This is a genomic window from Streptomyces sp. NPDC002276 (assembly GCF_053891435.1).
Genome location: NZ_JBSFCQ010000010.1, coordinates 1 through 14,059, shown reverse-complemented (window position 1 = coordinate 14,059; position 14,059 = coordinate 1). Strand labels below are relative to the sequence as shown.

The 14,059-nt window shown below is 69.4% G+C and carries 13 protein-coding genes; 5 read left to right on the top strand and 8 right to left on the bottom strand.

Going from position 1 to position 14,059, the window contains the following annotated elements:
• Nucleotides 1–23: 23 nt before the first annotated feature.
• Complete coding sequence (locus ACWIHT_RS24745) at nt 24–3,065, bottom strand: NACHT domain-containing protein (protein WP_456170402.1); 3,042 nt, start codon at nt 3,063–3,065, stop codon at nt 24–26.
• A gap of 47 nt (nt 3,066–3,112) precedes the next feature.
• Nucleotides 3,113–3,721, bottom strand: coding sequence for an HAD family acid phosphatase (locus ACWIHT_RS24740; protein WP_456170401.1), 609 nt, complete (start codon nt 3,719–3,721; stop codon nt 3,113–3,115).
• Between the two features lie 443 nt (nt 3,722–4,164).
• Here ACWIHT_RS24740 and ACWIHT_RS24735 point away from each other — a divergent pair, with 443 nt between their 5' ends.
• Nucleotides 4,165–4,746, top strand: coding sequence for a M23 family metallopeptidase (locus ACWIHT_RS24735; RefSeq protein ID WP_456170400.1), 582 nt, complete (start codon nt 4,165–4,167; stop codon nt 4,744–4,746).
• Here the strand turns inward: ACWIHT_RS24735 and ACWIHT_RS24730 are convergent.
• Nucleotides 4,743–5,351, bottom strand: a complete 609-nt coding sequence (locus ACWIHT_RS24730) for a TetR/AcrR family transcriptional regulator (RefSeq protein ID WP_456170399.1) — start codon at nt 5,349–5,351, stop codon at nt 4,743–4,745. The two genes, ACWIHT_RS24735 and ACWIHT_RS24730, sit on opposite strands and share 4 nt — an antisense overlap.
• 138 nt (nt 5,352–5,489) lie before the next feature.
• Here ACWIHT_RS24730 and ACWIHT_RS24725 point away from each other — a divergent pair, with 138 nt between their 5' ends.
• The 4 genes from ACWIHT_RS24725 to ACWIHT_RS24710 all read left to right on the top strand — a co-directional run bounded on the left by ACWIHT_RS24725 (nt 5,490) and on the right by ACWIHT_RS24710 (nt 9,146).
• Entirely contained in the window at nt 5,490–7,094 is a 1,605-nt protein-coding gene (locus tag ACWIHT_RS24725) for an MDR family MFS transporter (protein WP_456170398.1), read from the top strand.
• Nucleotides 7,095–7,369: 275 nt separating this feature from the next.
• Nucleotides 7,370–7,861, top strand: a complete 492-nt coding sequence (locus tag ACWIHT_RS24720; protein WP_456170731.1) for a helix-turn-helix transcriptional regulator — start codon at nt 7,370–7,372, stop codon at nt 7,859–7,861.
• Nucleotides 7,858–8,292 carry a VOC family protein gene (locus tag ACWIHT_RS24715; RefSeq protein ID WP_456170397.1) on the top strand — a complete coding sequence of 145 codons (435 nt, stop codon included), beginning with the start codon at nt 7,858–7,860 and terminating at the stop codon, nt 8,290–8,292. Before ACWIHT_RS24720 ends, ACWIHT_RS24715 begins: the two co-directional genes overlap by 4 nt.
• Complete coding sequence (locus tag ACWIHT_RS24710; RefSeq protein ID WP_456170396.1) at nt 8,289–9,146, top strand: class I SAM-dependent methyltransferase; 858 nt, start codon at nt 8,289–8,291, stop codon at nt 9,144–9,146. Before ACWIHT_RS24715 ends, ACWIHT_RS24710 begins: the two co-directional genes overlap by 4 nt.
• A 37-nt stretch (nt 9,147–9,183) precedes the next feature.
• Here ACWIHT_RS24710 and cseC read toward each other — a convergent pair whose 3' ends face one another.
• The 5 genes from cseC to ACWIHT_RS24685 form a co-directional block, all read right to left on the bottom strand.
• On the bottom strand, nt 9,184–10,491 hold the full coding sequence (gene cseC, locus ACWIHT_RS24705) for a two-component system sensor histidine kinase CseC (RefSeq protein WP_456170395.1): 1,308 nt from the start codon (nt 10,489–10,491) through the stop codon (nt 9,184–9,186).
• Between the two features lie 44 nt (nt 10,492–10,535).
• A complete protein-coding gene (cseB, locus tag ACWIHT_RS24700; RefSeq protein ID WP_019075473.1) occupies nt 10,536–11,243 on the bottom strand; it encodes a two-component system response regulator CseB in 708 nt (235 codons plus the stop codon).
• Nucleotides 11,244–11,410: 167 nt separating this feature from the next.
• Complete coding sequence (locus ACWIHT_RS24695) at nt 11,411–12,070, bottom strand: hypothetical protein (protein ID WP_456170394.1); 660 nt, start codon at nt 12,068–12,070, stop codon at nt 11,411–11,413.
• Complete coding sequence (locus ACWIHT_RS24690) at nt 12,058–12,597, bottom strand: SigE family RNA polymerase sigma factor (protein ID WP_019064956.1); 540 nt, start codon at nt 12,595–12,597, stop codon at nt 12,058–12,060. The genes ACWIHT_RS24695 and ACWIHT_RS24690 overlap by 13 nt, the downstream gene beginning before the upstream one ends.
• 299 nt (nt 12,598–12,896) lie before the next feature.
• Nucleotides 12,897–13,817, bottom strand: a complete 921-nt coding sequence (locus tag ACWIHT_RS24685; RefSeq protein WP_456170393.1) for an A/G-specific adenine glycosylase — start codon at nt 13,815–13,817, stop codon at nt 12,897–12,899.
• Nucleotides 13,818–14,059 lie beyond the last annotated feature (242 nt).

Genomic DNA, 14,059 nt, shown 5'->3' with positions numbered 1-14,059 from the left:
CTTTCGTGTGTCCGGGGCATGGGTCAGAGGCGGTCGTCGGTGACTTCGGCGGTGGGGAAGACGGCGGCGTACGTGTCGAGCGGCACACCCCTTCTGCCGGACGTCCTGAGGGTCACCTCGCGCAGCCCCGGGAGGCGGGAGGCGAGGGTGCGGAAGTGCTTGTCGGCCTTGCCCCGGGCGGGCACGCGGAGGCACTCGACGGAGGGCAGCTCCGGCATCGACTCCAGGGCGTAGCGGCCGGGCGACGCGTTCAGGACGAGGTTCCGCAGGACGGGCAGGCGTGTCACCTGCTCCCAGTCCCAGGCGCCCATGGTGGCGGGCGGCTTGCCGATGCTGAGGGTGGTGAGCGTCGGCCATGACTCCAGACCGCGCAGGCCGGTCGAGGCCAGCGTTTCCTGACCCAGGAACAGGTACTCCAGGGGCGCGTCCAACGGCAGATGGTCGGCAAGGTGACCGCTCTTGAACGGCTGGTCCAGGGAGAGCCGGGTGAGTCCGCGCAGCGCCGCCAGGCCCGATGGATCGCTGATGTGGTTGAACGCCAGGTCCCTGAGCGGCAGTTCGGACAGACAGGCGAGACCCCGGACACCGAAGCAGTCCTGCAACCACAGTGAGCTCAGCGACCGGAAGGCCAGCACCTCGTCCAGGGCGGACACGGTCGTGTGGTGCTCAAGGCTCAGGAGGTCGACCGCGTCCGGATCACGGACGGCGGCGACGACCTCGCCCAGCTCGGGCGAGCCGGTGACGGTCAGCCTGCGCCAGGGGCGCATCAGCCGCAGCGCCGCCAGCTGTTCGGGCGACGAGCACCGTACGAAGAGATCGTCCCGGACCAGATGGTCGAGCACCTCGACCGCGTACTCCCGGATGTCGAACCGGTCCCAGGTGCCCGCGAGTTGACGCCGTACGTCGAAGGACGGATGGTCGCGGAAGCGGCGCAGTACCGCCATCGCGCCCTCGGGTTCCTCCGTGCCCAGGACCGAGGCGGTGACCGTGACGCAGCGGGCCTCGGCGTCCGTCAGCCCCTCGGGTCCCGGCAGCAGTTCCAGCACCAGTGGCCCGGCCTCGGTCAGGGCGTGCGCGTCCTCCGTCGTACGCGGCGGAATCAGCGCGGCCGCCCGGGTCTCGACCTCTGCCCGCACCCCCGGATCCAGCGCCGTCGCGTGTTCGAGGCAGGCCAGGGCCAGCAGCGTGAGGCGGGGATCGTCCCGGGACAGCAACTGGCGTAGCACCACGACCCGTTCGCGCGGCCGGGCGTGGGCCACCGCCAACCGGATCACGTCCTCCCACTGGCTGTCGTCCGCGCGGCTGAGGAGGACGTCCAGGTGGCCCTCCTCGACGGCGTAGCGCGCGCCCAGATAGTCCTGGAACGTGCGATGGACGAAGTCCGTGACGCCGTAGGCGGGTTGGCGCAGCAGACCGCTGCGGAGCATCAGGGTGTGCAGGACGGTCCTCGCGTCGCCCTGCATCGCCGCCGAGGCGACCGTCGGCAGACACCGCTCGACGATCCCCTCGGCCGTCTCGACGTCCATCTCCGTGCGGCCGCTCAACACCAGGGCGTACGCGAGGCGTTGGAGGATCTCCAGTTGGGCCTCCTCGCTCAGGTCGGCCCCCTCCAGCGCTCCCATGCCCCGTTCCCGGTCCCGGCGGGCGAGCAGCATGGTCAGGGCCGCGTCGTACAACTCCTTGCGGCCGGTGGGGAGATAGCCCCTGCGTTCCCGGTGCAGGGCGCAGATCAGGCCGCACATCAGGGGGTTGGTGGCGAGGCGGGCCAAGTCCCGTTTCGTGTGCAGGGAGTCCAGGAGCGGGCCCTCGTACTCCGGGGCCTCGGCGGCCTTGTGCCAGCGTTGGACGAAGGTCCTGACCTCCGGTCGGCGCATCGGGGTCAGGGTCAGTTCGCGGAACCCCTCGGAGGCCAGCCAGTCGGGGCGTACCGCGGTGGGGCGGGAGGTCAGGAGCCAGCGGTTGCCGGGGAAGGCTCGGATGAGGTCGAGGAGCCAGTCGCGGGTGCGGTGGCGGTCGGCGGACGGGATCTCGTCCAGGCCGTCGACGAGGATCAGGCCGCGGCCGGCGGTGAGGACGCGTTCGGCCCAGCCCTCGGGCGGGGAGTGGGGGCAGCCGACCGCGGTCAGGAAGGCTGCTGGGGACGGGAGTTGGCCGGCCCGGATCAGGGTGCGCAGCGGGAGGACGTACGGAATGCGGTCGCCGTCCCTGGCCGCCGTCACCGCGAGCCACTGCACCAGGGTCGTCTTGCCGGAGCCCGCGTCACCGCGCAGCAGGACCCGGTCGTGGGCCGACAGGGCTTCCTCGGCGGGGAGTTGGCGGTCGTAGCGGGCGCCGGGGTGCTCCTCGGACAGGGGGTGTTCCTCCGTCGCCTCCAGGCTCAGGTATGCCACTTCGAGGGGCCAGCGGTCCGGGGAGTCGCGGAGGTCGATGCCGTAGATGGTGATGTGGTTGTGGCGTTCGGCGACGTGGGACAGGTAGCGGCGTTCGAAGGCGCGGTCCTGGGTGCCGGGGCGTGGGGTGCGGGCGATCAACTCGTCGACGCGGGCGATCAGTTCGGCCTGGGTGCGGGTCTGCTCGACGAGGGTGCGGGCCACGAACGTGGAGCGGCGGGTGAAGAACTCCAGGATCTGGAGGCAGGCCCACTCGGTGGCGTTGCCGAGGAAGTGGCGTGCGTCGGTGGACAGTCCGGCGGGGAGCGGGGCGCAGTGCTCCAACTGCCGTGCCAGTTCGCGGTGTCCGAGTCGCACGGCGTGTACGTCGTCCATGTCCAGGTCGCCGAGGGTGAGCAGGCGGCGGGCCAACGCGTCGGTGACCGCGGTCTGTTCGTCGGGCGGGAAGGGCGCTTCGCCGGGGGAGTCCACCGCCCGCGCGACCAGGTGGTCGGCGAGCTTGTGGACGTCCTTCTCCGTCAGGGTGCGCTTCTCGCCCTTGAAGGAGACGAGGTTCGACAGCCGGACCGGCTTGTCGACCAGGCCCGCGCCCGGTCCTTCGGGGACGAACAGCTTCTTCAGCAGCGGTGTGATCAGGCCTGACGCCAGTTTCCCACCGAGTACCGCGGGCTCCATCGGCCGCCCCACCCCCGTCGTCGCGCGAACGGTCGGAGCCTAGCCGGTTACGACAACTGGCCGTCGTAGTCAGGCAGTTTGAACGTCTTCTCGGCGTGGCCGCCCGACAGGTCGGTGGCGCTGTTGCCGATGTTCGCGATGATCGTGTAGCCCTTGGACTCGATGTCGGCGCGCTGGGCGGTCTTGTAGGCGGCGACGTCCTTGAAGAGGTCGAGGAGGCCGCGGACGTAGAGGCCGTCGACGTCGTAGCCGTCGTGTTCGAGGTTGTACTCGGTCGGCAGGTAGATGATGCCGGGGCGGGCCGTGACGAAGAACAGCGAAACGCCGTGCTCCTGGGCGTACTTGGCGACCGCGAGCACCGGCTTGTTAGCGGGCTGGGGCCAGCTGAAGCCGAAGTCGGTCTCCAGGGTGGTGTTGTCGATGTCGAAGACGATCGCCTGCTTCTCGCCCGGCCTGGTCGCCGCGATGCGCTGCTTCAGGTAGGGCAGAGCCTGGTTCATGACCGTCTGGCAGTCCGTCTGCCAGGTGGTGTAGTCGACGGCCGCGGCGGTGCTCGTCGTCGTCGCGGCTTCCGCGGGGACGGTCAGCGCCGCGAGGGCGATCGCGGATACGGCGACGGTGGCGGTACGGCGGGCCCAGGGGCGTCGTCTCGTCATGGGGGTGGGGGTTCCTCTCACGTCTGTGCGGTGCCGGTGTGGAAGGCATGATCGCGGGCGAGGGTGGCGTGAGGGGAACCGTAAGGTTACTGGACGGTAGGTGTATAGAGGTCTGCGCCACATTCCCGGGGTCGGCGACCGCCCCGGCCGGTGACAAGCCGCACAGGCGATTCGACCCCTACTAGGGCGGGTAGTCGTAAGCCTCGTTCGGGGCAAATAGGACTTTTTGCGTGGAACCAGATGGGCGGTTTTGCCGTCAGGGGGGCGATTTATGGCGAACGGGCGCTCTGTCAAGAAGTCGGAAGTTTTGCGGTGAAGTACTAGCTTCCGTCGTAGAAGAGCTGTTTGGGGGTCCGTGGGGGCCCGGGTTACCAATGGACGTGTCATCCGGTGGCCGTCCGTGCGCCGGGTGGCTTTTCTGTCCCCGACCCCGTGAGGTTCCGATGTTCCAGCGCTCCGCTTCCCGCTCTACCCGTACGACTCCGCTCCGCACCCGGGTGGCCGTCCTGGCCGTCGGACTGGGAGCCACCGCCGTTCTGGGCACCGGGGTCGCGAGCGCCGCCACCGTGAGCGTGGCGCCGAAGACGGTCAGCGCGAAGACCGCCGCCTCCTGGGTCGACCCGGTGAAGAAGTACACGCTGTCCGCGAGCTTCGCCCAGGCCGGCGGCCTGTGGCAGTCCACCCACAGCGGGCAGGACTTCGCCGTGGCCAGCGGCACCAACGTCGTCGCCGCGCACGGCGGCACCGTCGTCAAGGCCGGCGGCAACGGCGCCGGTGACGGGGCCGCGTACGGCAACGCCATCGTCATCAAGCACGGCAACGGCACCTACTCGCAGTACGCCCACCTCTCGCGCATCGACGTGAAGGTCGGCCAGGTCGTCAGCACCGGCCAGCACATCGCGCTGTCCGGCAACACCGGCAACTCCACCGGTCCCCACCTGCACTTCGAGATCCGTACGACCGCCAACTACGGCTCGGCCATAGACCCGGTCGCGTTCCTGCGCGGCAAGGGTGTGACCGTCTAGGACTTGTCCCCGGCGGGCTTCGTGCCCGCGTGGGCCTGCGTGATCATGTCGGTGGCGACCTCCAGGACGGCCTTGCGCTTGTCCTCGGGGTCGCCTTCGAGGTCCTGTACGGCGAACATGCCGGCGTGCAGCGTGAAGATCGCGCTGAGCGAGCGGACCTGGTCGACCAGGCTCGTCTCGGGGTCGATCATGATCTCCCGCAGGCCGCGCATACGTTCCTTGAAGCGCTCGCCGATGCGCAGGTCCCGTACCGTCGCCTGGTTCTCCTGCATGAAGCGGAACAGCGGGGTCGCGCCGTCGAGCGCGACGGCGTAGCGCCGTACGATCTCCTGCTTGGTCTCCAGGGTGTGCGGCTGGTCGCGGCCCCACTCGATCAGGTCCTCGATCGGCTTCGTGAGGTCCTCGAAGATGCTGACGAGGATCTCTTCCTTGGTCTTGAAGTGGTAGTAGAGCGCCGCCTTCGTGACGTCCAGGTGCTCGGCGATCTCGCGCAGCGAGGTCTTCTCGTAGCCCTGCTCGGCGAAGAGTTCGAGCGCCACGTCCTGGATGCGCTGGCGGGTGTCTCCGCGACGTTGCCGCTTGGTGCCGTCCATGGTGCCGCCCATTCGTCTTATGCTCCAGCAAACTTACTTGACGCCCGGCTAGTTACGGGTCTACTTTCCCTTAGTGTAGTCAACTAGCCGGGCGGCAAGTAAGTAGCCGGACGGTAGCGGTATCCAGCGGTAGCTAGGGGAGTGGGAACGATGGCGGACACACAGATGGTTGACAAGGGGTCGGGGGAGACCGAGAAGCAGCCCAGGAGCGTGCGGGTCGTCCTGCTCGCCCTGATGATCACCATGATGCTCGCGATGCTCGACAACATGATCGTGGGCACGGCGATGCCGACGATCGTCGGTGAGCTGGGTGGGCTTGAGCACCTGTCGTGGGTTGTCACGGCGTACACGCTCGCCACCGCCAGCTCGACTCCCCTGTGGGGCAAGCTCGGTGACATGTACGGGCGCAAGGGCGCCTTCATGACCTCGATCGTGATCTTCCTGGTCGGCTCCGCGCTCAGCGGTATGGCGCAGAACATGGGGCAGTTGATCGGCTTCCGGGCCATTCAGGGTCTCGGCGCCGGCGGTCTCATGGTCGGTGTCATGGCGATCATCGGCGACCTCATCCCGCCGCGTGAGCGCGGCAAGTACCAGGGCATGATGGCCGGCGTCATGGCCCTCGCGATGATCGGCGGACCGCTGGTCGGCGGCACAATCACCGACAACTGGGGCTGGCGCTGGTCCTTCTACATCAACCTGCCGCTGGGCGTCATCGCGCTCGCCGCGATCAGTGCCGTACTGCACCTCCCGAAGAAGCGCTCGCAGGCGCGGATCGACTACCTCGGCGCCGGACTGCTCACCGTCGGCATCACCTCCATCGTGCTCGTCACCACGTGGGGCGGTTCGCAGTACGCCTGGTCCTCCGTGCGGATCATGGAGCTGATCGCGCTCGGTGTGGCCGCGCTCGTCGGGTTCGTGTTCTGGCAGACCAAGGCCACCGAGCCGGTCGTGCCGCTGCACATCTTCCGCAGCCGCAACTTCAGCCTGATGGCCGTCATCGGCTTCATCACCGGCTTCGTGATGTTCGGCGCGACCCTGTTCCTGCCGCTCTACCAGCAGTCCGTGCAGGGTGCGTCCGCGACCAACTCCGGTCTGCTGCTCCTGCCGATGCTCGGCGCGATGCTCGTGACCTCCATGGTCGCGGGGCGGGTGACCACCAACACCGGGCGCTACAAGGTGTTTCCGGTCGTCGGCAGCATCCTGATGGGCACCGGCCTGTACCTGCTCTCCACGATGGACGTCGACACGACCCGGTTCATGTCCGGTGTGTACATGGCCGTCGTCGGGCTCGGCATGGGCTGCCTGATGCAGATCACCATGCTGGTCGCGCAGAACAGCGTCGAGATGAAGGACATGGGCGTCGCGTCCTCCACGAGCACGCTGTCCCGGACGCTCGGTTCGTCGTTCGGTGTCGCCATCATGGGTGCGCTGTTCAACAACCGGGTCCAGGACGTCATGAGCCAGAAGGCCGGGGCCGTGGGGGCCAAGGTGACCGAGCAGTCCGCGCAGTTGGACGCGAAGAGTCTGGCGAAGCTGCCGGCGGTGGCGCGTGAGGCGTACCAGCACGCGGTGTCGGCCGGTATCCACTCCGCGTTCCTGCTGGGGGCCGTGGTGACGGTGCTGGCGCTGGTGGCGGCGGTGTTCGTGAAGGAGGTTCCGCTGAAGGGGGCGGGGCCGGCTGCGCCCAAGGCCGGTGAGGGTGCGGAGTCGGAGTCGGAGACGGTGGCGCCGGTGTCGATCGTCGAGGCGGTCTGATCCTGATCCGCTGGTCATGAGCTGAAGGTCCCCCGGTCGGTGTCCGCCCCGGGGGACCTTCGTTTTGGTTTCTCGTTGTTTTTTGTCTTCTCGTTGTTTTCTCGCCCCCGCCGCCCCTGCCCGTCCCGTCCCTGGGGGCTGCCGCCCCCAGACCCCCGCTTCGGCCTGGACGGCCTCGTCCTCAAACGCCGGACGGGCTGAGTGATGCGGGCCGGTGTCGACAAGCATCGGCGCTGTTGTCAGTGGGGCGTGTCACCATCGGGCTCATGGACAAAATGCGGCAGTTGCGGCTGGCCAAGGACGCCATGGACCGGGACTGGGCCGAGCCGGGGCTCGACCTGGGTGCGGTGGCCGCGCATGCCGGATATTCGCGGTACCACTTCCTCCGCGCCTTCAAGGAGGCCTACGGCGAGACGCCGGGGCAGTATCTGATCCATCGGCGGATCGAGCGGGCCGAGGAGATGCTCCGCAGCGCCGACCTCTCGGTCACGGAGATCTGCCATCTCGTCGGCTTCAGCAGCCTCGGTACCTTCTCGGCCCGGTTCAAGGCGCGGACCGGGCTGACTCCGAGCGAGTACCGGAGCGAGCACGTGGGGCGCGGGGCCGCCCTCATCCCGGGGTGCTACGCGATGCTCTGGGCCGGCGGTTTCCCCTCCGCAACTTTGAAGAAGCGTGCCGCTGCCCGCCCTGCCTACGGTGAGGAAGAGGAACAGGAACAGGAAGCCACCTCGATTTCCACCTCGTCCGACAGGAGTGCGGAGCCATGATCCAAGGGCTGGGCATCACCACCGTATGGACCTTCGACCAGCAGCGCACCAAGGCCTTCTTCACCGAGAAACTGGACTTCGAGGTCCGGGACGACATCTCGATGGGGGACATGAAGTGGGTGACCGTCGGTGCCAAGGAGCAGCCGGGTGTCGAGCTCGCGCTGATGAGCCTGGATGGGCCGGGGCTCGATCCGGAGTCCGCCGAGGCGTTGAAGAAGCTGGTCGGCAAAGGGGTGTTGGGGGCCGGGGCGTTCCGTACGGACGACTGCCGTGGTGACTACGCGACCTTCAAGGCGCGCGGGGTCGAGTTCATCCAGGAGCCGACGGAGCGGCCGTACGGCGTCGAGGCGATCTTCCGTGACGACAGCGGCAACTGGTACTCGCTGACCGAGCGCCGCGAGGAGCTGGACTTCTCCAAGGACTTCGCGTGAGTGGGGGGCCTGTGGAGGAGATCGAGCCGGATCATACGGCCGTGCGGGTCGCGTTGTGGCGGGCACTGCATGTTCAGGCCGATGCTCCGCCGCATGTCATCGAGGACGAGGTCGGGCTGCGGCTGGTGGGGCCCGGGGACGGCTGGCGGGAGCGGCCCGACATGGACGTCGAGGCCACGCGCCGGATCCGTGCGTCGATCGTGGCGCGGGCCCGGTTCGTCGAGGACGTGGTGGCGGACCAGGTCGCGGAAGGTGTGGACCAGTACGTCGTGCTCGGCGCCGGGCTGGACACCTTTGCTCAGCGGCGGCCCGAACTGGGCGCGAGAACAAGGGTGTTCGAGGTCGAACGGCCCGGCACCCAGGCCTGGAAGCGGCGGCGGCTGGCGGAGCTCGGGTACGACGTGCCGGACTGGCTGCGGTTCGTGCCGGTCGACTTCGAGGGGGACTGGTGGGGGCAACTGGCCGCCGCCGGGCTCGACTTGGGGCGGCCTGCCGTGGTGGCCGCGACCGGCGTCACCATGTATCTCACCTTGGACGCGATCACCGCCATGTTCCGGCTCGTCGCCGGACTCGCCCCCGGCTCCACCCTGGTGACGACCTTCCTACGGCCCGTCGAGGACGTGGAGCCGGAGCAGCGCGCGCAGTTGGAGGTGGCGGTGCGGGGTGCTCGGGCCGCGGGCACGCCGTTTCTGAGCTTCTTCACTCCGGAGCAGGTGCTGGCGCTGGGGCGGGAGTGCGGGTTCCGGGAGGTGCGGTATGTGTCGGCCGCGGATCTCGCCGAGCGGTACTTCGGGGGGAGGACGGACGGGGCGGGGCCGTCTCGGGGGGAGGAGGTGATGGTGGCCGGCACGTGAGCCCTCGTTCAGGGCGGCCGACCTCTTCTTTGAAGAACTACGGCAGTATCGGGTAGCTGCCCGTGCTCGTCGGCGCGTGTTCCGGCAGCCACAGCACCGCGACCGCGCCCTCCGCCGGGATGTGGTCCGGCGCGCCCGCGGGGCGGACGTTGCGGAAGGTCAGCCGGGCGCCGAGGACCCGGGCCTGACCGGCCGCGATCGTCAGGCCCAGACCGTGGCCGTGGCCCGCGCGGTCCTTGCTGCCGGTGCGGAAGCGGCTCGGGCCCTCCGCGAGGAGTTCCTCGGGGAAACCGGGGCCGTGGTCGCGGACCCGGATCACCCGGCCCTCGACCGAGACCTCGATCGGCGGTTTGCCGTGCCTCGCCGCGTTCGCCAGCAGGTTGAACAGCACGCGCTCAAGGCGGCGGGGGTCGGTGGTGACCGCTGATTCGTGGACCACGTGCACCACCGCGTCCGGGTCCTTCGCTATCACCCGGCGGCTTACGAAGTCGCCCAGCATGATGTCCTGCAACTCGGCCCGCTCGGAGGCCCCGTCGAGCCGGGCGACCTCCAGGACGTCCTCGACGAGGGTGCGCATCGCCTTCGCGCGGTCCAGGACGAGTTCCGTGGGGCGGCCGGGTGGGAGCAACTCGGCCGCAGTCAGCAGGCCTGTCACGGGGGTGCGCAGTTCGTGTGCGATGTCCGCGGTGACCCGGCGTTCGGCCTCAAGTCGCTGTTGCAGCGCGTCCGTCATCGCGTCCACCGCGCGCGCGAGGTCGTCGGTCTCGTCCCGTACGACTCCGCCGATCGCGTCCCGTACCCGTACGTCCGTCTCGCCCTTCGCGACCTGGTTCGCCGCGGCGGCCGCCTTGCGCAGTCGGCGCGAGAGCTGGCCGCCGATCAGCACGCCCAGCGCGCTGCCGCCGAGCACCGCCGCGATCGAGCCGATCACCAGGGCCTGGTCGAGGTCCTTGAGGATGTCCGTGCTGCGGTCGGTGAACCCGGTGTGCAGCGACATCACATGGCCGTCCTTGAGCGGTACGGCCGCCCAGATGTCCGGGATGCCGTGCGGCCGGTCGGTGACGTACGTGGCCCTGCGGCCCTCCTCGACCTTCTGGCGCAGCGCCGGCGGCAGACTCGGGTCGTCGATCTTGATGCTGGGGAAGTTGGGGCGCCCGGACAGCTCGTAGTTGCGCTGGGCGATCTGGACCCGCTCGTCGGCGAGGTCGCGCGCGTTGTCCAGCATCGAGACCCGGGCCGCGTTGTGCACGACCAGGCTGAGCGCGATCGCGACCAGCGTGCCTACCAGGGCGATGGCCGCGCTGAGCTTCCATCTCAGGCCGGTACGGATGCCCGCTCTGTCCATGAACGACGGGACTCTGCGCTGTGGATTCCCCCGCATACCCCTGCTCAGGCCTTCAACTTGTAGCCGAAGCCGCGGACCGTCTCGATCCGGTCCTGGCCGATCTTCGTGCGCAGCCGCTGCACATGGACATCCACGACCCGGGTGTCACCGCCCCAGCCGTAGTCCCACACCCGCTCCAGGAGTTTGTCGCGGGACAGGACCGTGCCCGGGGCCGAGGAGAACTCCAGGAGCAGGCGCATCTCGGTCGGGGTCAGCGCCACCGGCTGTCCGGCCTTGAGCACCTCCATGCCCTCGGTGTCGATCTCCAGGTCGCCGAAGGTGAGCACTCCGCCGTCGACCGTCTCCGCCCCGGTGTCCGCCGTACGGTCGGTGCCGCTCGCGTGGCCGAAGCGGCGCAGCACGGCTCGGATGCGGGCTACCAGGACCGCGCCGTCGAAGGGCTTCGTCACGTAGTCGTCCGCGCCCGCCTCCAGGCCGAGGACCACGTCGATGGAGTCGGCGCGCGCCGACAGCATGATCACCGGAACCGTCGAGTCGTCCCGGATACGGCGGCACAGGCTCACGCCGTCCAGGCCGGGGACCATCACGTCCAGGAGCGCGATGTCGGGGCGGTTCGCCCGGAACGCCTCCAGGCCCGACAGCCCGTCGGGCATCGCCGTGACCGCGAAGCCGTCCCGCTCCAGGGCGAGTTGGGTGGCCTCGCGGATGACGTCGTCGTCCTCGACGAACAGGACGTGGGTCTGGTCTGCCATCCCGGTGCTCTCAGTCCTCGTGTGGGTCGTTCTCAAGCATGGGACGCCCGGTGGGGCGTCCGCGTTCACTGAAGGATCGGATCGGAGGGGCCGATCGGTTCGCCGCCGCTCGGTTTCCGCTCGGATTCCGCGCGGTTTTGGTTCGGGTCCGCTCGGATCTGTTCCGTTCAGTTTCCGCTCGGCGCCGGCGAAGCGTCGCCTCCGACCGCGTTGCTGTACTCGTTGTGCGTGCTGTACTCCTGGACGAAACGGCCCGACGTCCAGCGGTACGTGATCACGTTCTCGCCCGACGGGCTCGACACCGGGTCGCCCTTCTCGTACACCTGCTTGGTGACGACCAGATCGCCGCGGTCGATCTCCGCGTAGACCGGGGGTTCCTCGGCCTTGAAGACATTCTCGTACGTCCCACCCGTCGCGCGGTACACGTACGAGCCGATGCCGACCGCGTCGCCGCAGGTCATCACGTTGACGACGACGTCGTTGACGGTACCGCCGGTCAGCTCGCCGTAGGACACGTCGACCGCGTACTCGTCGGCGACGCACGGCTTCAGCTCGTGCTTGACCGCTGCCGAGACCTTCGGATCGTCCTTGACGAGTTTCACCGCGTCCACATGGTCGTCGGCCGTCGCGGAGGGGGTGGGGGAGGGCACCTCGGCGACGCCCACCGAGTCGGAGTGCGCCGGGCCCTCGTCACGGGCGCCGGTGCCGCCGGTGGCGCAGCCGGACACCAACAGGGCGAGGGCGGCGAGCACGGCCATCGCCGTGAACGCCGCCTCGAAGCCGCCGCGGACCCTGCTGGGTCCTGGGGTGTCGCTCAGGCCGCGCAACGCTCCCGCTCCTCACGCTCCAGCGCGCGTGCGTCCAGATCGCGGGCTTCCAGCTCCTCCCGGAGCCGGGCGAGCGCCCGGTGCAGCGTGCTCTTGACCGTACCGGCCGACATGCCGAGGGCGGCGGCCGTCTCCTCCGTGGACATCTGCTCCCAGTGTCGCAGGACGACGACACTGCGCTGTTTCGGAGCGAGAACTTTCATAATGTCCATAAGAAGCGCCCGGTCCGCGTGCTGTTCGGTCGCGTCGTCGACGCTCGCGTCCGGCAGCTGCTCGGTGGGGACCTCTTCGAGCTTGCGGGCCCGCCACCACTCGGTGCGGGTGTTGATCATGACGCGGCGCAGATAGGCGTCCGCGAGGCGCTTGTCCTCGATGGTCTCCCAGCGGCCGTACGTCCGTACCAGCGCGGTCTGTAGCAGGTCCTGGGCGTCGACCGGGTCCGGCACCAGCCGGCGGGCGCTGCGCAGCAGCGCGTCCTGTCGGGTGCGGACGTACTCCTCGAATTCGAGCACCTCGCCCTGCGCCATGATCAACCGCCTCCATCCCCGTTTCCGACCCGCCTGCTGCCGGTTGTCCTTTGCTGCGTCCCGCCGGTCTGCGGCACAGGAATGAAGCTACGGAGGGGTTGTCACGGCACTGTGCGGAGCAGCCTGCGGGGAGCGCTCGGCTGTCCGTCGGTTGTGTAACGGAAGTAGGTCTGGGGTAAGGGGGTTGGGTTTTTTGGGTGGGTGTGGGGTGGTTTGGGTGGTGCCTGGGGGGTGTGGGGGCTGGGTGTTGGCTGTGGTTTTGCTTGGGGTGAGGCGGGTGGCTGTGGATTGACCGTGTGTCAGGTGCGGGTCGCGGGGAGTTGGTACAGGGCGTCGGGGAGGGGTTCTACGAGGCCGTCCGCGACCAGGCCGTCCAGTGCTCTCGCTCGCTGTACCGGTTCGTGCCATACGCGGTCGAGGGTGGATTGCGGGACGGGGGTGTGCGCTTCGCGTAGTACGGCGAGGAGCTTGCCGCGGACCTGGCGGTCCGTGCCCGCGTATGTCTGGCCGCGGCGGGCCGGGCCCTCGTGGTCCGGCTTTCCGGCGAGGTTCCAGGCGCACTGGGCTGTGATGGGGCAGCGGTGGCATGTTTCGTTCTTCGCCGTGCAGACCAGTGCGCCTAGTTCCATGGAGGCGGCGGCCCAGCGGGCGGCTGTCTGGTCGTCCGGGGGGAGCAGGGCGCGGGCGAGTTTGCGTTCGGCGGCCGTGGTGGCGTTCGGGGGGTACTGGACGCCGGTGACGGCGCGGGCGAACACTCGGCGGACGTTGGTGTCGAGTACGGCGTGGCGCTGGCCGTAGGCGAAGGAGGCGACGGCGGCGGCCGTGTACTCGCCGATGCCGGGGAGGGCGAGGAGCTGGGCGTGGTCGGTGGGGACGTCGCCGCCGTGGCGTTCCGTTATGGCGGTGGCGGCGCCGTGGAGGCGGAGGGCGCGGCGGGGGTAGCCGAGGCGGCCCCAGGCGCGGACGGCTTCGCCGGGGGCGTCCTGGGCGAGGTCGGCGGGGCGGGGCCAGCGGGCGAGCCACTGTTCGTAGACCGGGAGGACGCGGGTGACCGGGGTCTGCTGGAGCATGAACTCGCTGACCATTACGCCCCAGGGGCCGGCGTCGGGGCGGCGCCAGGGGAGGTCGCGGGCGTTGTCTTCGAACCAGTCGATCACGGGGGCGTGGAGGTGCTCGCCGTTCGTGGACGTGGTGTGCGGGGGGTTCGTGGGCGCAGTCATGGCGGTTCCGATCCTGCCACGGCGGGTGGGTGTCGGGGGCGTGGCGGTACGGCGAGCCCGCCGCGGTTGTGCCCTTCCGCCTGCCTCTCTTTCCCTGCGGGTGCGTTGTGGTTCGCCCTGCGGTTTGGTGTGGGTCGGTGCCGCGTCGGGGGGTGTCCGTCCTCGGAACGGCGCGGAATCGGTCTCGCAAGATTTTGAGCGCGTTGACGCGCCAACCGCTGCGGGCGGACACCCCCCGACGC